This is a genomic window from Paenibacillus sp. y28, from assembly GCF_037137075.1.
Lineage (GTDB): Bacteria > Bacillota > Bacilli > Paenibacillales > NBRC-103111 > JBBBNV01.
In genome coordinates, this window is sequence record NZ_JBBBNV010000003.1 from 140,510 (window position 1) to 159,852 (window position 19,343).

General features: G+C 54.4%; 16 protein-coding genes. 3 read left to right on the forward strand and 13 right to left on the reverse strand.

Annotation, left to right across the window (positions count from 1 at the left end; translation table 11 throughout):
* Positions 1-385 precede the first annotated feature (385 nt).
* Positions 386-1,177, forward strand: a complete 792-nt coding sequence (locus WBG83_RS05170; protein WP_336743287.1) for an AAC(3) family N-acetyltransferase — start codon at positions 386-388, stop codon at positions 1,175-1,177.
* 398 nt (positions 1,178-1,575) lie between these two features.
* Here WBG83_RS05170 and WBG83_RS05175 read toward each other — a convergent pair whose 3' ends face one another.
* From WBG83_RS05175 to WBG83_RS05230, 12 genes are all read right to left on the reverse strand, one after another.
* Complete coding sequence (locus WBG83_RS05175; protein ID WP_336743289.1) at positions 1,576-2,295, reverse strand: C40 family peptidase; 720 nt, start codon at positions 2,293-2,295, stop codon at positions 1,576-1,578.
* 108 nt (positions 2,296-2,403) lie between these two features.
* Positions 2,404-2,652, reverse strand: a complete 249-nt coding sequence (locus WBG83_RS05180) for a hypothetical protein (protein WP_336743290.1) — start codon at positions 2,650-2,652, stop codon at positions 2,404-2,406.
* A gap of 40 nt (positions 2,653-2,692) precedes the next feature.
* Positions 2,693-3,427 (reverse strand): helix-turn-helix domain-containing protein, encoded by a 735-nt coding sequence (locus tag WBG83_RS05185; protein ID WP_336743291.1) that lies wholly within the window; start codon positions 3,425-3,427, stop codon positions 2,693-2,695.
* Positions 3,428-3,627: 200 nt separating this feature from the next.
* Positions 3,628-4,734 carry a Gfo/Idh/MocA family protein gene (locus WBG83_RS05190; protein ID WP_336743410.1) on the reverse strand — a complete coding sequence of 369 codons (1,107 nt, stop codon included), beginning with the start codon at positions 4,732-4,734 and terminating at the stop codon, positions 3,628-3,630.
* A gap of 17 nt (positions 4,735-4,751) precedes the next feature.
* Positions 4,752-5,471 carry a ThuA domain-containing protein gene (locus WBG83_RS05195; protein WP_336743292.1) on the reverse strand — a complete coding sequence of 240 codons (720 nt, stop codon included), beginning with the start codon at positions 5,469-5,471 and terminating at the stop codon, positions 4,752-4,754.
* A gap of 106 nt (positions 5,472-5,577) precedes the next feature.
* Entirely contained in the window at positions 5,578-6,744 is a 1,167-nt protein-coding gene (locus WBG83_RS05200; protein WP_336743293.1) for a Gfo/Idh/MocA family protein, read from the reverse strand.
* 61 nt (positions 6,745-6,805) lie between these two features.
* Positions 6,806-7,849 carry a LacI family DNA-binding transcriptional regulator gene (locus WBG83_RS05205; protein WP_336743412.1) on the reverse strand — a complete coding sequence of 348 codons (1,044 nt, stop codon included), beginning with the start codon at positions 7,847-7,849 and terminating at the stop codon, positions 6,806-6,808.
* Between the two features lie 489 nt (positions 7,850-8,338).
* Positions 8,339-10,672 (reverse strand): putative bifunctional diguanylate cyclase/phosphodiesterase, encoded by a 2,334-nt coding sequence (locus tag WBG83_RS05210; RefSeq protein ID WP_336743295.1) that lies wholly within the window; start codon positions 10,670-10,672, stop codon positions 8,339-8,341.
* Positions 10,673-10,834: 162 nt separating this feature from the next.
* Positions 10,835-11,206 (reverse strand): hypothetical protein, encoded by a 372-nt coding sequence (locus WBG83_RS05215; RefSeq protein WP_336743297.1) that lies wholly within the window; start codon positions 11,204-11,206, stop codon positions 10,835-10,837.
* A 293-nt stretch (positions 11,207-11,499) separates the two neighbouring features.
* Positions 11,500-13,083, reverse strand: coding sequence for a peptide chain release factor 3 (locus WBG83_RS05220; protein WP_336743299.1), 1,584 nt, complete (start codon positions 13,081-13,083; stop codon positions 11,500-11,502).
* A 79-nt stretch (positions 13,084-13,162) separates the two neighbouring features.
* Positions 13,163-14,230: a metallophosphoesterase family protein gene (locus WBG83_RS05225; RefSeq protein WP_442955792.1), complete on the reverse strand. Its 1,068-nt coding sequence runs from the start codon at positions 14,228-14,230 to the stop codon at positions 13,163-13,165.
* Positions 14,231-14,332: 102 nt separating this feature from the next.
* On the reverse strand, positions 14,333-15,355 hold the full coding sequence (locus WBG83_RS05230) for a metallophosphoesterase family protein (RefSeq protein WP_336743303.1): 1,023 nt from the start codon (positions 15,353-15,355) through the stop codon (positions 14,333-14,335).
* 123 nt (positions 15,356-15,478) lie between these two features.
* Here WBG83_RS05230 and WBG83_RS05235 point away from each other — a divergent pair, with 123 nt between their 5' ends.
* Positions 15,479-15,796 (forward strand): cupin domain-containing protein, encoded by a 318-nt coding sequence (locus tag WBG83_RS05235; protein ID WP_336743305.1) that lies wholly within the window; start codon positions 15,479-15,481, stop codon positions 15,794-15,796.
* Between the two features lie 522 nt (positions 15,797-16,318).
* Entirely contained in the window at positions 16,319-17,401 is a 1,083-nt protein-coding gene (locus WBG83_RS05240) for a hypothetical protein (protein WP_336743306.1), read from the forward strand.
* A 284-nt stretch (positions 17,402-17,685) separates the two neighbouring features.
* Here WBG83_RS05240 and zwf read toward each other — a convergent pair whose 3' ends face one another.
* Positions 17,686-19,239 (reverse strand): glucose-6-phosphate dehydrogenase, encoded by a 1,554-nt coding sequence (gene zwf, locus WBG83_RS05245; RefSeq protein WP_336743307.1) that lies wholly within the window; start codon positions 19,237-19,239, stop codon positions 17,686-17,688.
* Between the last annotated feature and the right edge of the window lie 104 nt (positions 19,240-19,343).

Genomic DNA, 19,343 nt, shown 5'->3' on the forward strand with positions numbered 1-19,343 from the left:
TGTCCTTCTTGGCTGAATTGTATCCCCTTCTTGCTGCACTATTGTCCTCAGATTATAACATATCGATCTAGAGAGCGTTCCCACCGTTCCAAATCGTGGTATAATCATACTCAGACTGTAAGCTTTAGACATAGCATTGCACCTGCACACGTTTACATGACAGTATCCGCAGGGTCAGAAAAGGGACCTTGCTGCCGGTGGAGTGATCACATACGGAACCGAAGCTCGCCGGAGGATAAGGAGTACTATGCCTGCAGTGCTGTTTCCGGGAAAACAGGACGATTGTCTGGAAAGCTTCGCACGATATTAATATGACGCATATAACCGTTCTGATGACGGTTGGCAGCAGCCCGAAATGACAGGAAACAACGAGGAGGACAACCAGATGCATACAAAAGCAAGTCTCATGCAGCAAATGAAGGACATGGAAATCGATCCGAACGGAACACTGTTGATACATTCTTCCATGAAAAGCCTTGGTGATGTAGAAGGAGGCGCAGATACGGTTCTGGATGTATGGATGGATTATATGCAGAACGGCCTGCTCGTCCTGCCAACCCACACCTGGTCCTATATTCACGCGGACAATCCTAAATTTTATGTTGGGGATTCACCTTCGTGCGTCGGAATACTGCCCGAATTGTTCCGCAAACGGCCGGGCGTTATCCGCTCCTGGCATCCTACGCATTCAGTGGCGGCCCGGGGACGGGATGCGGTAACGTTCACCTCAGGCGATGAGCGCTTCGATACCCCTTGTGCCCGCGGGTCGGCCTGGGGCAAGCTGCTTGACCGCACAGCAACCATTTTACTCGTCGGCGTCGATTTGCGACGCAATACGTTCATTCACGGCATTGAAGAGTGGATCGATATCCCGGGCCGGATGACGGACGGGCACCAAGCCTTGGTTACTGTGCTTGGCGACGGGACCGAAATCCCCGTTCCGTCCCGGAGACATTGCGGCTTGTCGTGGTCGCAGCACTTCTGGAAGGTCGAGCATGTGCTGGAAGCGCGCGGCGCACTCCGCAAGTCAGCGCTGGGCGATGCGGTGGTCCGTATTTGCCGGGCGGACCTGACGCACCGTATTTTGACCGATATGCTGCTTGAAGCTCCGGAGCTGTTCTCCACGAACGATCCGCTGGATGTCGAGCTGGCGCGCCAGTTCAGCAGCGGCAGCTAAACACTGCGCAGCCCAACTTGAATGTTAAATAGCTGTACCATTAGCTTATCTGGCCCATATGCTGCGGGGAACCTCCCACCCAGGTTTCAATTTTCGGGTTTTCGCACCGTGAGCAAATCCGGTACATAGCATAGTTAGCATAGGTTGCACGACATCTGTTCACCTGCTGCACCGGATAATGCCTTAGTAAAAATGTGGTTGATCACCATCATACAATCCCACACTGCGCGCCGGCAGCGAAAAAATAGTTCCGGCTAAAAAAACGATGAGCCCTGCATATTTGCAGAGCTCATCGTTTTTTATTTCACTGCCAGTATTTTGAAAAAATAACTTCCGCTCAGCTTGTGACCTCACTGCTGCCCATCCCGCTAATCTCCTCACCGGTACCGGGCAAGCGGCTAATAGACCTGCTTGGCCCCCAAATACCGGGGGCCCCAATAGCCGCTATCGATAGGCTGTACCGCAATGCCCGCAGAACGTGTGGATGAAATAAACTTCCCGTTTCCAATATAAAATCCGACGTGATTTACCTTGCCAGGCGTATTGGTGCTGAAAAATACGAGATCGCCCGGCATCAAATCGGCACGGTCAACCGGAGTACCCTGCTGGAACAGCTCGCCCGAGGAAAGACGATCGGCAGGCACACCCAGCTTGGTAAACATATAATAAACAAAGCCTGAACAATCAAAGCCTGTAGATGGGCTTGTCCCACCCCAATCATATGGCGTGCCGAGATATTCATTTGCTGCGGCCAGCAGCTGCTTTTTGACAATTGCATGGGAAATGGAGGTGCGTGTTGCGGAATCGGCCGCACCGGTTACAGGCAATCCGTAAGCCTCCTGGTAGGAGGAAACAGCCTGCACCGTTAGCGGGCCGTAGTAGCCAGTGTTGGAAGGGTACGTGAAATAGCCGAGCGTACCAAGCTGCTGCTGCAAGCTTGCCACCTCAGCGCTGGAGCTGCCGGAGGATAATGTTGCCTGTATTGTGGAAGCAGATGCCGTTGCGGCAAACGCAGTATTATTGAAGGCGCTTACAAGCGGTAATGCAGATATGACCGGCAATTGGGAGGCCAGAAGCAGTGCGCTGACGGTAACGACAATCGTTCGTTTTTTCATCATCATCCATCCTCTCTGGGTATCGTTCTTTATCGTCCCATTGTAAGAGGATTGAATAGAAACCGGCAACGCACAAATGATGGGAATCCGGCGTTATCCCACCGTCGTAATTTAGCAGAAAGCTTTCTTTCTGCGCTCTGCAAGACCCAGAGAAAGTCTGACATGCTCGGCGACTTCCGACGCACTTAAGTGCTGGAGCACCGTACTCGGCAGCGAGCAGCCTCTTAGCTGGCCCTTGATGCTGAACCGGATAATATCAAATTCGGGATAATGCGTAATGCGAACACTTTTTCCGCTTTGGCCGGTAACGATGCTGGCTATTTGCTCCGCAGCACAAAATTCATGTTTCTTATCGGACATGCTTCGTGTACGCTCCTTTCGTTTTCCAAGCCTTACGCATCTAGCCCCTGGTCGGGTGCATCTGATAGACGCGGCCGTTCAAATCCCCGTCCTCCGGCCAAACCAGAGGATTGGAGGGAATCTTTAATATACGATATGCTTCTCTGACCAAATCCTTGCCCTCTTCATACAGCATGGACGAAATTTTTGCCAGTCCGCTCCGCCGTCCCAGCCGCTCCAGCTGATGCTTCATCAGCATGGAATTGCAAAGCACTACAGCCTTGCAGCAGTAGGGAACCATCCATACCTGAAGCTGCTCCCAGAGCACATTAACTTCCGGCGAAAAAATGTACGGCTGCCCTTCCGCCACCATCGAGCGGTAATCCATAAGCAGCCTGATGTTCCCTTTGGTCAGTTGGGAGCATGCCTGCTTCAGATCAGAGCTTATTTTTTCCATATCCTTGGCGTTTAATACGCCCTTGACCTGCCAGGCAATAACTTTACCCAAGTAATCAATTTCCAGAACGAAACGTTCTTCCAGCGGCCTGCTCAAATCATTCTTCAAAAACGCCGAATGCTCCAGAAAACGCTCATCATTAAACAAATAACTAATATCGACATCCAATGCGCCGGAAAGCTTCTCGATGTTCTGAAGCGATACGTTACGTTCGCCCCGCTCAACGCCCCCGATATAAGAGCGGTCCAGCCCTGAGCGCAAGGCAAGCATTTCCTGTGTCATTCCCGATTTCATACGCAGCTCTTTGACGCGCAAGCCAAAATTGGTTAAAATACTCAACCCGGGCGCCCTCCTGCACTTGTCGGAAATTGTTGTTTCTTGCTATATCTATTGAACTATTATACAGGTTTTCGACAGATTATCGACGGACTATAAGTACCATTGCAGTTAACTTGGGTTTAAAAAATTAAACCCTTCTACAAAACAAAGGCTCTTTGTGGAAGGGTTTACATAATTTAGATTTAGGTCTATTTGTTCTATTACCGATCCAATGTAAAAGGCGCCAGCTTCATCGGCAGGGGATCGGGACGCTCGCAAGTGCTCTGCATCTCATAATGAACACCGCTGTCCGAAGCATCGTGGAAGGCCCACATGGCTTCCAGCACATGATATGCCAGCTCCCCGTTCGCCCGGTGCTTCCGGCCGCTGGAAATGGCGTATGCCATATCCGCCGCCGCGATGCCGCGGGTATTCTCCTCATAACCAAAAAGCAGCGGCTGCTCGGTCCATTCCTTCTCTCCGGTGCGGCGGAAGCGAACAGGACCGCCGAAGGTGTTCGGATCAGGCACCTGAAGAGTTCCTTCCGTCCCGTAAATTTCAATCCGCGGCAGATCGCTTCCTCCGAAAATATCAAAGCTTGTAATTAGCGTGCCGATGGCCCCTTGCGTGAACTGGAGAAGTCCCGCCACATGTGTCGGAATCTCAACCGGGATCAGCTGTCCCCGTTTCTTTTCACTGAGAATGGTCCGTTCTTCGAACGCTTTTCCCGTCATGCCGGTAATACGCCGAATCGGACCAAGCAGCGAGATAAGCGCCGTTAAGTAGTAAGGCCCCATATCGAACATTGGGCCGCCGCCGGCAGCATAGTAAAATTCCGGATCAGGGTGCCAATGCTCATGGCCCCGGCCCATCATGAAGGCTGTTGCGGCAACCGGCCGCCCTATAACGCCGTCATCCAGCAGCTTGCGGGCGGTTTGGATGCCGGCGCCAAAAAAGGTTTCCGGCGCGCAGCCGACAAGCAGGCCGCGTTCAGCCGCTGTCCGAATGACACGCTGTCCTTCCTCGCGTGTAACCGCCAGCGGCTTTTCCACATACACATGCTTTCCTGCTTCTAGCGCCTGTAAGCAGACAGAGGCATGCGCCTGAGGAATCGTCAGATTAATGACAATGCTGATTTCGGGGTCGGCCAGCAGCTCGCTGACCGTGCATGCTTTGGGAATATGGAACTCCGCCGCCTTCTCCTTGGCGCGATCCAAATCCATATCGGCGCATGCGGCCAGCTCAAGCACCTCGAACATTTGGCAGTTCTTCATATAAATACTGCTGATTTTGCCGCAGCCGACAATTCCAACCTTCACCGGCTTCAGTCCGCTTCCTGTTCCCATTAGTTGCTGTCTCCCATCCCGGTATAGTTTGCGTTCCCCGCTTGTCCGCCAGCAGCGAGCGCCTTGCCTTCCGCCGCCCATACCAAGCCGCGCCGCAGCAGCTCCTTCACCTCAGGCATGTCGACAATATCCGCATGGTGGCCGAGAGCGCAGTAATAAACCCGGCCCACACCCCAGCGCTTCGTCCATACCACCGGCATATCGACAGCCTTGTTCAGCGCATGCGGACCGGAGGCGACCGGAAACCGCGTCGTTGCCAGCACTTCCACAGCCGGATCTACATGCAAATAATACTGCTCGCTTGTAACCTGAAAATCCTGCAAGCCCTCGACCAGCGGACTGGAGCTGTGCTTGATGTTGACTGTATATTCCACGCCGTCATTGCCCGGATGAGCGACCCACTGTCCGCCCGTCATAAACTGCCAATCCACATTGGTGCGGAACGCATCGCACATGCCGCCGTGGCATCCGGCAATACCGGTCCCGGCCTGTACCGCCGCCGAGACATTGGCCGCCTGCTCCTTCGTAATTTCACCCATGGTCCACACCGGGACGATCAGGTCCAGTCCCAGCAGCTTCTCCGCATCCCCGAAAACATCCAGCGTATTCGCCACTTCCACCTCAAACTGCTCGTTTCGCAGCACATCCGCAAAAATCGCCGCCACCTGCTCCGGCTCATGGCCAGCCCAGCCTCCCCAAACAATAAGTGCCCGTTTCATGCTGCACGCTCCTGTCACGTTCGATTGGATAATAGAACTATTGCCGTCTCGCTTGTACTGCTTGTACTGCTTGGTGCTTGCCCGGTGCTCTCGATCACGTTCCCGATCACATCTCCGCGATTGTCACCCAGCGGCGCTCCTCAATTGAACGGTCCACCGCCTCCAGAACAGCTTGGCATTTGACCCCGTCATGGAAATTCGGCACCGGCTGGCGTCCCTCCTGAAGAGCATCGAGCAGCTCCACCGTCTCGTGAATAAATGTGTGCTCATAGCCGATTGTATGTCCGGCCGGCCACCACGCCTCGGCATACGCATGTGCCGGGTCCGTCGCCAGCACACGGCGGAAGCCCTGGACATCCGCCTCATCGCCGGTGAAATAAACCTCCAGCTCATTCATCCGCTCAAAATCAAACTTGACGCTGCCCAGACTGCCGTTGATTTCAAACGAATTCGTGCAGCGGTGTCCGGCTGCAAAGCGGGTCGCCTCGAAGCTGCCGAGCGCGCCGCTGGCGAAACGGGCCATGAACAAGGTTGCATCATCAACTGTAACAGGGCCTGTCTGCGCATCCTTGCCGCTTGTGCCTGTTGCCGAGAGCCCTGTCATGGAGCTTGGGAGCGGCCGCTCCTTAATGAACGTATCCGCCATCCCGATAACCTCTGTCATGTCCCCTACCAAATAGTGGGCCAAATCAATCAGATGCGCGCCTAAGTCGCCATGGGAGCCGGAGCCCGCCACTTCCTTCTGCAGCCGCCATACGAGCGGGAACGACGGATCAATAATCCAATCCTGCAGGAACCAAGCCCGAAAGTGAAAAATACGCCCCAGCCGCCCGGATTCAACCAGCTTCTTCGCCAGCTGCACGGCAGGCGCGAATCGGTAGTTGAAGCCGACCATATGCGTGACCCCGGCCGCTTCCGCAGCGGCGAGCATCTCGCGGGCATCGGCCAGCGTCAGCGCCAGCGGCTTTTCACAAAAAATATGCTTTCCGGCCTTGGCCGCCGCCAGCGCAATTTCCTTGTGGGCGTCGCTCGGTGCGTTAATGTCAATGAAATCAATATCGTCACGCGCAATCAGCTCGCGCCAGTCCGTCGTGTAGCCGTCCCAGCCGAATTGCTCCGCCGCTTGCTTGACACCGCTCTCATCCCGGCCGCAAATGGCCGCCATCACCGGCTTTGCCCGATCCGGAAAAAACATCGGTACACTGCGGTATGCATTACTGTGCGCTTTGCCCATAAACTTGTAGCCGACCATGCCGATCCGAACGTCCTTCATGCGGATTGCCTCCTCTTTTTCGCGGTTTGCCGCGTGTTAAAAATGGTTGTCTGACTGCTTCCTATTCCGCCGCCCCGCCCGGCACAGAGGATGCGCGAAGAACCAGCCGTGTCGGCAGCAGCAGCCGGAACGGCTCGGCAGCCCCTTCCTCCTCCGTACGCTCCAGCACCTTCGAGGCCGCAAGCTCACCCATATCATAAAATGGAACCTGCACGCTCGACAGCGCCGGCTCGGTAACCCGGGCCGCATCGGAATCGTCGTAGCCGACAATAGCCGGGAGCCGTGCCGGTGTAACTCCCTGCTCCCGCAAACCCTGCAAAAGCCCGATCGCCATCCGGTCATTGGCCGCAAACACAGCATCCACCGTATCCAGCATCGGCAGTAACGCTACAGCGGCGGCCCGGCCGCTCGTCCGGCTGAAGTTCCCTGTCAGCAAGAGGCGTTCCTCCATGACAATCCCTTCCGAAGCCAGTGCCCGGCGGTATCCTTCCAGGCGTTCGCCGCTGTTCGAATATTCCTGCGGTCCATTCAAAAAGGCGATACGCCTGTGCCCCTGATCCAGCAGATGGCGAACAGCCTCATAGCTGCCCTCCACATGCGCCGCGTCGATTTCGTTGAACGCCTCTCCCTCATAATGCTGGTTAATAAGGCAGAACGGGCGGCGGCTTACCGCCAGCTGCCGGAGCGCCTCCCGCTCTCCGGGAATATCCCGGGAGCCGAGAATGACACAAGCATCCACCTTCTGCATATGGAACAGCCGCTCATAATCCATCACCTCATCAGGCGCACGGAACAGCATCAGCAGGTCATAGCCCATCTCCCGGGCCTTGCTGCCGATCCCGCTCAGCACCTCCGAGAAAAAATACGTCGAAAACATATGCACCTTCGGCACATACGGCAGCACGACCCCGAGATTGCCGCTGCGTTTGCGGGCAAAGCTCTGTGCCAGTGCGCTCGGCACGTACCCGAGTGACCGGGCTGCTTCCTGCACCTTCTGCCGCGTTTCCTCCTTGATCGGACCAACGCCGTTTAACACCCGGGATACCGTCGCCTCGGACACACCGGCCAAATCTGCAACTTCTTTTCGTGATGCGATACAGCTCACACTCCTTGCTTCATTCAAACGATAACGGGCGTCATCTGTGCAGTCCTGCCTCGCAACCCGCATGTGAAAACAAAACCGTTCCAATTCGTAAATGTACACGCGTACATTTTCTCATGCTCCCATTAAAATGTCAACGCTGAAACCGGGCACGTTATAACTTGCGGACCGATATCCTGCAATCCCCTATGTCCTGCCTCCTATCCTGCATGAGAAACAAAGGAGTTTGAAGCATAAACCAGAACGGATTCCAGGACTTAATATAAAATGCCAAAAAAGCCGACGGACAATCCGGCGGCTTTTCCCGATAGGAGACAAGCAAGAGGATGGCCCATGCCGGATTAACCGCAGAGCTTGGCTCTGGATAGGGCTTGCAGCCGGACCGGCGTCAACAATAAAGCAGGCGTATAGGCTCGTCCCGGAACCGTGCGGGCAATCCACAGGACTTCCCGCGAACAGCCGCTGGGGACTGTGCAGCGCAGCCTTCCTGCCTTAAAGTGCACGGCGAAGCTCCGCAGCCTCCGCTGCAAGCAGCTCCTCCATGTCAGACTCGGGCAGCGGCCTGCTGCACAGAAATCCCTGGTACATATCGCAGCCCTGCTGCTGAAGCAGACGCAGCTGCTCCGGCGTCTCCACTCCCTCCGCCACAACCCTCTTGTTCAAGCTATGGGACATCGCAATAATGGCCCGGACAATAGAGGCGTTCTCTTCCTCCTCCGTCATAGGGTGAATAAACGATCGGTCCACCTTAATCGTATGCAGCGGAAGCATCTTCAGCTGGCTTAAGGAGGAGTAGCCTGTGCCGAAATCATCCACAGACGTTTTTACCCCCAGGCTGATGAGCTGCTGCAGCATAAACCGGGTAAAGCCGATATTGTTTACGGCGGTGCTTTCCGTAATCTCCAGGCAAAGCTGCTCCGGCGGGAGCTGCGTTTCCTCCAGAATTCGCTTCACCGTATCATGAAAATCCGGCTGCATAAACTGACGGGCCGACACGTTTACGGAGATGGTCAGCGGACTTGTCCGGCCATCATTCCAGCGCCTCGTCGCACGGCAGGCCTCCCGCAAAATCCAGTTGCCGATCGGAACAATCAATCCGATTTCTTCGGCCACCGGAATAAACTGGACCGGCGATATCAGCCCCATGTCGGGAGAGCTCCAGCGAATCAGCGCCTCCATGCCGACAATCCGGTTTGTCATAATGTCCACCTGAGGCTGATAATGAACGATGAACTCCTCACAGCCCATCGCCCCCCTCAAATGCTTCTCCAATTGAACACGCTGCTGAAGCAATTCGTCCATCCCGCAGCGGTACATCTCGTATTGGTGCCCGCCCCGGTTTTTGGCGCGGTACATCGCGATTTCCGCACTTTTGAGCAGCTGTCCTGCTGTAAGACCATCCTTAGGGTATATGCTGATTCCAATACTGGCCGACATGAAAAATTCATGTCCCTCTACCTCGATCTGAATCCCGAATACAGCCAGGATCGCATTGGCCAGCTCTATGATCCGGTCGTAGTCATCCGCCACATCCTGAAGCAGCACCACAAACTCGTCTCCGCCCGCACGTCCCAGCACACCTTCACCGCCAACGACATGCTTCATTAAGCCGGCCATCATCTTCAGTGCCCGATCCCCCGCTTCATGCCCAAGCGTATCGTTAATCAGCTTGAACCGGTCCAGATCAATGAGCAGAACGGCAGGGCGGGTATTGAGCTTGCCAGCCTCCATGAGCAGGCTGTTCAACCGCTCCTGAAGCTGCAAACGATTCGGCAGGTCCGTCAAGCTGTCATAATACGCCAAACGGTCGATTTTCTGCTCCGCCTGCTTCTGATCATGAATGTTGATCAGCCAGCCCAGCACATACATCGGGCGTCCATCCGGCTTGTATACCGCTTTTCCGGAGGACATGACCCAAATGTATTCGCCTTCAAAATTTTGAATGCGAAACGGAATGCCCCGGGGCCCCGTTTCCTTAAGGATAGCCCGCGTCCATTCCTTAAGCGCTTCCCGGTCTTCCGGATGCACCATCTCGAAGAACAGCGCGGGCGGCATCCTGCTGTAGCCGCCCGGAGCCTTCAAAAGGGAATGGATCGCATCGTTCCAATGTACTATGCCCGTATCCGCATCCCACTCCCAGATGCACTGGTCGGTTGTCGAAGAAACAATTTCATAGCGGCGGACATGCGGCGGAGAGAAATCATGACTCATAAGCACATACCGAATAACGACAGCCAGCAGCAATTGCCCGTACAAAATAACACTGATTGGCATATCGAGTCCAAGCTGGTGACCTGCCAGCAGCTCCACGGCCACAGCCGTAAGCCGCACGGCGCTGACAATCAGAAACAAGGTGATAAAAAAACGAATTCCCTTGTTCCATGCCCGCTTACGCCACAACCGGTACGAGACACAGCAAGAAAATAGGCAGTATACGGCCAATATGAAATACAATCCGTTCAGCAGCCATGTCTGCATAAACATGACCACAAATGGCCAAACGAGCAGCGGCCAGTAACAGGCGAGGAGCAGCATCCGATCCTCCTGCCCCCGGTTCCAATGAACAACAAGCCGGAATACATGATTGATTTGGCCCAAAGAAAGCAGCAATATCGGAGCGGACCAATACTGCAGAAATTCGGGCCCTATATCGGATAAAAACCGCATATATCTGCTGGCAAAACTAAAGCTGAGCACTATCATAGACACAGCCGCTATCCGGTACTCCAGGCCCCGGGGATTGCGGGTATACAATTCCGCAGCAAAATAACTAAAAAGCAATGCCGGTACAAGGTTTGCCACTGCAATCCACACCGATGTCAACATCCCGGTAGCACCTCATCTAGTTGTCATGTCTGTAAATTTTTCGACACCCAGGACTTTATCCCTGCATTTGAAATTATTTTTTTCAAGAATGTGTCGAATGGCGCAGTATCGCAGTTGCATTGACATCAGGCATAATAACTTAAGCTTCCCCGTCACGGTGAATCAGTTTTTGTACAGCAAGTAATACTTCTGCAGCAGGATTAGCACCGTCGTAATCGACAACAGCAGACTAATACTGTCCACAGTAAAAATCCCCTGCTTGATAAAAATACCGGCTAGCAAGCCGAAGCCCACGATGGCCAAATACGTGGTAAACCGGTAAGCGCGATGAAACCACCGGCTCTCCGAGTAGCTCCATTCCAGAAGGGTAACGGTAAAAATCGCCACATTCAGCGCCAGCATCCCCGTCTCCGACACCTTTTTCATGACGGGCAAAGGCGCTGTAAAGCATAACGAATAGACGGACATATAAATTTGGAATAATGACGTCAGCAGCAAAATGATCATGGTATGACGGTATAGCTTATGCTGCAACCTCTGAGCCCCCCTTCTCCTTTAACGAGCAGCCGGATAAACGGCAGCCGCAGGCTAACAAGCCCTGTTTACAAGCCGTTCAACAGGATAGCGCGCAAACGAAGCCTTATTCATCCCGGACTATATGAAAAAGCCCATTCGTTCTAGTAGACGAATGGGCCAGCTGTATCGTTTCGCACCACGCAGCGCCACGACGGGCGGTATGGCGACCTTGACGCTCTATCGCCGACCAGCGCATAATAATCCCAAGCCTGCCTGCAGCGCTGCTTCAGGCCCGGTTACACCTGCTGGCTTTACGGCGCATTCTCCAAAAACTTCGCAGTCGGATTTTTGTCCATCGCCGAACGCATCGCGTACTCGCTCTCGAACAAGGCCACATAATTGTCCTTTTTGTCCTTGACCAAGGTAGAGTTGACCCGGTACTTGGACGGATCGAGATTCTCGTCGACGACCCACCGGGCGAACTGGTACGGCATACGCTGAAGCTGGATGTCGACACCGTATTCGTTTTTCATCCGGTACTCCATCACCTCAAACTGGAGCTGGCCGACGACGCCGAGAATCATATCTTCGAAGCTGATTGTTTTAAACACCTGAATGGTGCCTTCCTCCGTCAACTGGTCAATCCCCTTCAGAAATTGCTTCTGCTTCAGCGCGTTCTTAATCGTAACCTTGGAGAACAGCTCCGGCGAGAAGGTCGGCAGCTCGTCGAATTCGACGCTGCCCTTGGCGCTGAGGGAATCCCCGATTCGAAAAATGCCCGGATCGAACAGCCCGATAATGTCTCCCGGGTATGCCTCATCGACAATATCCCGGTCCTGAGCCAGAAACTGCTGCGGCTGCGCCAGCTTAATGTCTTTGCCTGCGCGTACATGGCGGACCGACATGCCGCGTTCGAACTTGCCCGACACAATGCGGAGGAAGGCGAGCCGGTCGCGGTGCGCCGGATTCATATTGGCCTGGATTTTAAACACATAGCCGGTGAAGGTCTCCTTCGTCGGCTCGATTGGCCCCTCCGAGCTGTTTCGCGGCGTCGGCGCGGGAGCCAGCTGCAGGAAATTGTCCAGGAACGTCTGGACACCGAAGTTGTTAATGGCGCTTCCAAAAAATACCGGTGTCAGTTCCCCGGTCCGGATTTTCTCATAGTCATACGGATCGCCGGCCACATCGACCAGCTCCATTTCCTGCTTCAGCTGATCCGCCAGGAATTCACCTGCGATTTCCCGGATGACCGGGTCCTCGTAGCCGCTCACCGGACGAACCGTAATCTCTTTGTGATCATCGCCGTTAAACAGCTCTACGCGGGTCTTCATCCGGTCATATACTCCGCTCAGCTGCTTGCCCGAGCCAATCGGCCAGTTCATCGGATAGGAACGGATGCCGAGCACCTGCTCCAGCTCCTCCAGCAGGTCGAACGGATCGCGGCCTTCACGGTCCATTTTATTAATAAACGTAAAAATCGGAATGCCCCGCAGCCGGCACACCTGGAACAGCTTCTTCGTTTGGGCCTCGACCCCTTTGGCGGAGTCGATAAGCATCACGGCGCTGTCGGCTGCCGTCAAGGTACGGTACGTATCCTCACTGAAGTCCTGGTGGCCCGGGGTATCGAGAATGTTAATTTTGTGCCCGTTGTAATCAAACTGCATCACACTGGACGTAACTGAAATCCCCCGCTGCTTTTCGATTTCCATCCAGTCGGAGGTGGCGAATTTGGCCGCTTTGCGCCCTTTGACCGTACCCGCCAGACGAATCGCGCCCCCAAACAGCAGCAGCTTCTCGGTTAAGGTCGTTTTCCCCGCATCCGGGTGAGAAATAATCGCAAAGGTGCGCCGCTTCTGCACTTCTTGCGTCAAATTGTCGTTCACTGGCTTGCTCATGTTTTCTGTTCCTGTTCCCTTCATCACAGCAGGAGCCTCTCGCGCTTCTTCAAGCAGACTCCGCCGCGTTCCTGTTTTCTTATAATGTAGCAGATGTTAGAGGCACCGTCCACTCGGCTCCGGCAATCCATTCCCTGGTGCTGAATTCCCTCCCCCGCAGATGCACGCGATCGGCATAGACCTCCACATACAGGCCTTGCGAGGAATCCGGCCGCTCCAGCTGGTATTTGCGGTTGAGCACGCGGCTGACCGAAGAATTGTGGAACCAGTGGAAGGTTTCCTTCACATAATGATCCTCGGTATAAATAAAATCGCGGTGGTTATGTCCCGAGAACACGAACACATCGGGGTACGGCTTCAAAATTTCGCGGAACGCCTTCGCCCGAATGAGCGTGTGGTTGCCGCCGTCCTGCCCCTTGGGCGGAAGAGGCTGATGAATCATAACGAAGACGGGCTTCTTCCCGCCGTACTCCGCCATTTTCTGCTTAAACCAGGCCAGCTGCTCATCGGAATACCAGGCGCCCTCGCCGACGGACGGCTTTTCCTGAACATAGCACTCCTGAGACAACAGCAGCACGGGATACCCGTTGATAACCGCCTCGTTATAAGGCTTCATATAGCCCATAAAACGCTGGAACCGTTCGCGGCACATGCTGTCCGTCTTGCCGTTCGGCATCGTATCGCGGTTAAATCCGCCGCTTTGGTCCATCCAGATGTCGTAATAATCGTGGTTGCCCATGTTGGCATGAATCGGCGGCAGCTTGTAGCGTTTCAGAACACTGCGCAGCTCGTTATAATCCGTTTCCCGCCCGTAATCGGCCAAATCGCCGGTGAATATGATGCCGTTCACTGCGGAGCCGAAGCTTTTCGTCACATCGTCAAGCGACTGCTTCAAATGCTCGGAAGGCCCTCCCAGATCAGGATTAATGTGCACATCGCTGAGCAAAAATAACGACAGCAGCGGTCCTGTGCCATCTGCTGTCCTCGGCTGCTCAGCTTCGACGCCCCCCGCCGGCCCCGAATCAGGCTGGACAGGCACAGGGCTCCAGGCCGGGCGGCCCAGCTTGAACCAGCCAAGACCGCCGACTGCCAGAAACGCCGCTATCGCGAACAGCCGCTTCAAAAAATTGCGTCGATCCAAGTTCATCTCCCTCTCCGCCGTTTCTGAAAAGCCGTTCATCACGCATATGCTCGACCGACCGCCGTCATGCGGCGAAGCACCGCGCGCCGGGAGCTGCGCGCAGCATGGCTATACCTTTTGAAACGGAACAGTCCAGTCCGCGACATCATCCATCCACTGCTTCTTGCTGAAATCCCGCCCCCGGATGCTGATCTGGTTCTCATAAACCTGAACAAACAACCCCTGTGACAGACTGCCCCGTGTGCTGCGCACGCGCGTGACCGAAGCATTATTGAAGTGATGGAACGTTTCTTTCGTATAGCTTTGCGGGGACAGCTCCCGGTGCTGATGCCCGGAGAAAACAAACACGTTCGGATAAGGCTTCAATATCTCGCGGAACTTGATCGCCGGGATAACGCGATGTGTCCCGCCGTCCTTGCCCTGCTCCGGCAGCGGCTGATGAATCATGACCAGGACCGGGCTGCCATCCTTATGCGACTCCAGCGCCTTGCTGAGGAAGGCCAGCTGCTCATCGGAATACCAGGCCCCTTCGCCCACCTCGGGGTTTTCCTGCTGATATGTTTCCTGAGACAGCAAAATGACATGAACGGACCCAATCCACACCTCATGATACGGCTTCTGCAGCCCGAAGAAGCTTGTAAATCGATCCCGGGACATCTTGTCGGTTTTTCCATTCGGCATCGTCGCCGTGCTGAACTGTCCAGCCTTATCCAGCCAAATGTCATAATAATCATGATTGCCCATATTCGCATAAAATGGCGGAAGCTTATATGCATCCGTCATCGTGCGGAACAGCTTGTAGTCGCGATCGCGCCCGTAATCCGTCACGTCGCCGGTCAAAATGACAGCCTGCACATTCTCGAATTGAGACATATCTTCAAAGGCCATCCTGAGCCGTTCATTATAATCCGGCAGGTCGGGATTCACATGAGAATCGCTTATGATAAACATCGATACAAGCGGTGCCGTATTGACAGGCTCTGCCGGATTCGGATTCGTGGCCACCGGTTCGGACGGTTTGGGGTCGACCGCGCTGCTCCCCGGCTTCTCCTCCGCCGCCTGCATAATTAGCCGGAACAATACGCCCAGCATGCCGACAATCATCGTACACAGGAATAATACCCATTTCACAAATGCTCTGCGGGACACCACTTTCACATCGCTTTCGTCATTAAATTTTTGTACATTTATTATACCTTCTTTAGGTGGAAGTTGCACATCGGACATGGTATGATCCTAGCGGAGGTGATCCGGATGGGAAACATCGGGAAATGGGAACCGGCTGAACCAGGAGTCACACGTAAAATCCTGCAGCCCGGCACATCCCTCATGATGATGGAGGTCCATTTTGAGCCGGGAGCGGAGGGCTATGAGCACAGCCACCCTCACGAACAGCTGTCCTACTGCCTGAAAGGAAGCTTCGAGTTCCGAATTGACGGAGAGGTGACGCTGCTCAAGGCTGGCGAGTCCATCGTGATTCCAAGCGGTGCCCGCCATGGCGTGAAGGCGCTGGAAGCGTCCGCTCTGCTGGACGCGTTTACCCCGCTGCGTGAAGATTTGATTAAACGTTAAACGGACACCCGTCCGGACGGGAAGCCGAATCGGCAGCGAGAATAGGGCCTGCCTTCGGCTTTTTGCTGCGTCATAGAACGAACTCACCAGACACAGGAACCATGCACCGCAAGCAATCGATCGATACCGGATACAGGATTCATCCCCCGTTTTTGCCAAGTCCGCTGCTTCGAGTCTTCCGCCTCATGCCAGTCTCCTCCGTAGTCCGCCGCCGCCCTGCCTTACGCTCATCAAACCCATGAAGCCCATGAAGTAAATTCCGTGGTTCATCCTCATCGCCTTGTTGTTCTGGAATTTGCTTGAAACGCAGAGCCCGGATAACCCGTATATAGCAGGGGCATCATCTTCCCCCTTCATTAACGTCCTTTATGACGTCCTGTGCGCTGCCTTGTCCCCTTCCTGTCCTTTCCAGCTTGGACGGCAAGAAGCGGCATTAGGTTACACTGGCATTCAGCCGGACAGGTCCGGCTCCGAGGGCGCGATTTATCGTTATACTATATTATCACTACGGGAGGATTCCCCTTGAAAGACGAACAGCCTCAAGCCACCGGCAAGCCCGGCCTGCTCCTATTTTATTGGAAAACCTCAACGTATCATATTGTCCTGTTATCGGCGCTCGTCTTGTACCTTGTCGTATACACCAAGCCGTGGATGGTCGTGTATGACTTTACAGCGCTGTTCAGCCGATTGGCCGCTCAGTTTCTGCTCGGCTTCGTTGAAGGCATTACCTTGTTCATTCCGCTTATACTGGCTGTCCTGCTTATCCTGCTCGTGCTGCGCCGTCAGCGGGTGAAGGTGCTGGCCATCCTGAGCGGCATCGTCATGCTGCTGTACTGGCTTGTGCCCTTTGCCGTCCTGCTGCTGGGCCAGAGCCTGCTGTCCTATTCCATGAGCTTCTCCTTTTATTTAATCCCGGCGGCAGCGCTTATCATTTTGGCAACCGCGATCCTGATGCCGGAGAGGCGTATGATTGAACAGGACCAGTACCGCATTCTTCAAAAAGAAATCCGCCTGAAAAAATATAACCTGTTCATTCTCGGCATGAACGCGCTGCTGCTTATTCTGATGCTGGCGTTCCCGGCCGTACAGTTCACGGACGAAATCAGGACCGTTCTCAAAACCGGCCGCCCGATTCATCAGCTCGTATCCGGCACGCTGAGCCTTGATTTCGATGTCAATGCCCTGTTCTTGAAGCTGAAGCTGGGCATTACCGTAATGAACGGGCTGATCAAAATTATTCCTGCAGTGTTCACCGTCATATACTTCATGAAGCATGTTCGCAGTAACGAGGACGTTCCGCTGAACAAAACAGCGACGATTTATGTGCTGTATACGTTCGTCGCTCTCTGGTACTCCACCCAGTTTTTGAACAAAATCATTGTCGTGTCCAACTTTTATTACCTGTGCGCCGGCATCTCGGCTCTTTTAATTTTGCTTCGCTTCCTGGTGTATGTGCCTGTGCCCGGTTCCGTAGCAGCGGCCTGGGATCAATCCAGAACTGCGGCCCGGCGGCTGCAGCAGCGATCCGTCTCCGCCTGGAAACGATTCTTTCCAGGCACCAAGGACGGAGACAGTCAAGGCCAGGACAGTCCGCCGTTGATTTAGCAAGCCTGAACGCTTCTCCTTCTCATAGGCTCCACTTGCAACTACCCGCGACGAATACGATGACATGACAAAATCCCAACCACTTTCAGAAAAAGTGAATTGGGATTTTGTCTGTTTCATGTATCGGCTCATCTCTTGAACATGCGGGTGAAGCAAGCCTCCTTCCGTCGCTTCAGAGCCGGATTCTTCATAGAAACGAGGGGTTCCCATAAGCATCCGTCCGAAGCAAGGGTCCAATGCCCCTCCCCGCCTTGGGCTTGCTTGTTCACAGGGGCTACTAAAGCTTAGCTGGTTGCCGGGACCCAGACAACTTCGCTCTCGTCCTGCCCGTTGACCGGCCACCAGTGGAAGCCGTCCTGATGCAGCAGCTTATCGGCTGCCTCCGGTCCCCACGAGCCCGCAGGGTAAAATTTCAAATCGCTTTGATCCTGTGCCCAGCCGCTGGCGATCCGGTCGATAAACGTCCAGGCAAGCTTCACTTCATCCCAGCGGGTGAAGTAGGTCGAATCGCCGCGAGCCGCATCATAAATGAGGCGCTCGTACGCTTCCGGCGTATTGATGCCGATTTGGCAGCTTTGGCAGAAGTCCATAGCAATCGGCACGATGGACCACTCCGAGCCCGGGCGCTTGGCGTTCATTTTCAGGTAAATGCCTTCGAGCGGGTTGACACGGAAGACGAGCAGATTCGGCTTCAGGTCGGTTTTTTGAGCGAAATAGACGTTCTCCGGCATGTTCTTGAACTCGACCACGACTTCCGTCGTTTTCACCGGCAGGCGCTTCCCTGTCCGCACATAGAACGGAACGCCGGCCCAGCGGAAGTTATCCACCATGATTCTGGCAGCGAAGTACGTCTCTGTGACGGATTCCGGGTTTACCTTGTCCTCATTGCGGTAAGCCGGGAGCTCCTTGCCCTTCGACTGGCCTTCGGCATACTGGCCGCGTACCACATTGCCCTGCACATCCGCCGTGTCTTCATACAGGCGCAAAGAACGAAGCACCTTCACCTTCTCATCGCGGATATCCTCCGGATGCATCCGGCTTGGCGGCTCCATCGCCATCATCGTCACCATTTGCAGCATATGGTTTTGGCCCATGTCGCGCAGGGCGCCGGAATGGTCGTAGTATCCGCCCCGCTCTTCCACACCGACCGTTTCACTCAGCGTAATCTGAATGTTAGCGATATGCTTGTTATTCCAGAGCGGCTCGAAGAAAGCATTCGCAAAGCGAAGCACTTCAATATTTTGAACCATTTCTTTTCCGAGATAGTGGTCAATCCGGTAAATCTCTTCTTCGCGGAATACTCCGCTAAGCTCTTCGTTCAGCTTCTCCGCAGACGGCAGGTCATAGCCGAACGGCTTCTCGATGACAAGACGGTTCCAGCCCGCCGACTCCAGAATGCCCCCTGCCTTCAGATTATGGGCCACCGTACCGAACAGCTCCGGCGCCAAGGCCAAATAAATGAGACGGTTGCCTTCAATTCCGAACTTGCGGTCAAGCTGGCCGGTCAGCTCGTTCAGCTGGCGGAAGCCCTCGACGTTGTTCGTATCCAGCGGCATATATTCGAAATGGTCTGCAAAACGCTCCCAGTTATCGTCATTGTCCACTTTGTAGCGTGCGAATTCCTTAATCGAATCCAGCACATCCTGACGGAACTCCTCATTGGTCCGCTGCCGGCGCGCTAATCCGACAATAGCAAAGTTCTCTGCCAGCTTCCCTTCACGATATAAGGCGTAAAACGCCGGAAACAGCTTGCGCCGAGCCAAATCGCCTGTTGCACCGAACAGCAAAATGACGGCGCCGGCGGCTTGAATTTCGTTTTGATTTCCTTCCATGGTCATGTTCTTCCTCTTTCTTTCTGTATAGAGTGGGTTTATCGAAAATTTTCATTTAGTTTAGCATAGATGAACTTCGGTCGCTATTCAAGTTTTTATATGAAACGGAT

Coding starts and splice junctions, on each gene's coding strand:
- WBG83_RS05210 (WP_336743295.1), bottom strand. CDS start 10,672: ATGTTGACATCGGTGTGGATTGCAGTGGCAAACCTTGTACCGGCATTG.
- WBG83_RS05235 (WP_336743305.1), top strand. CDS start 15,479: ATGGGAAACATCGGGAAATGGGAACCGGCTGAACCAGGAGTCACACGT.
- zwf (WP_336743307.1), bottom strand. CDS start 19,239: ATGACCATGGAAGGAAATCAAAACGAAATTCAAGCCGCCGGCGCCGTC.
- WBG83_RS05170 (WP_336743287.1), top strand. CDS start 386: ATGCATACAAAAGCAAGTCTCATGCAGCAAATGAAGGACATGGAAATC.
- WBG83_RS05225 (WP_442955792.1), bottom strand. CDS start 14,230: ATGAACTTGGATCGACGCAATTTTTTGAAGCGGCTGTTCGCGATAGCG.
- WBG83_RS05180 (WP_336743290.1), bottom strand. CDS start 2,652: ATGTCCGATAAGAAACATGAATTTTGTGCTGCGGAGCAAATAGCCAGC.
- WBG83_RS05175 (WP_336743289.1), bottom strand. CDS start 2,295: ATGATGAAAAAACGAACGATTGTCGTTACCGTCAGCGCACTGCTTCTG.
- WBG83_RS05200 (WP_336743293.1), bottom strand. CDS start 6,744: ATGAAGGACGTTCGGATCGGCATGGTCGGCTACAAGTTTATGGGCAAA.
- WBG83_RS05195 (WP_336743292.1), bottom strand. CDS start 5,471: ATGAAACGGGCACTTATTGTTTGGGGAGGCTGGGCTGGCCATGAGCCG.
- WBG83_RS05220 (WP_336743299.1), bottom strand. CDS start 13,083: ATGAGCAAGCCAGTGAACGACAATTTGACGCAAGAAGTGCAGAAGCGG.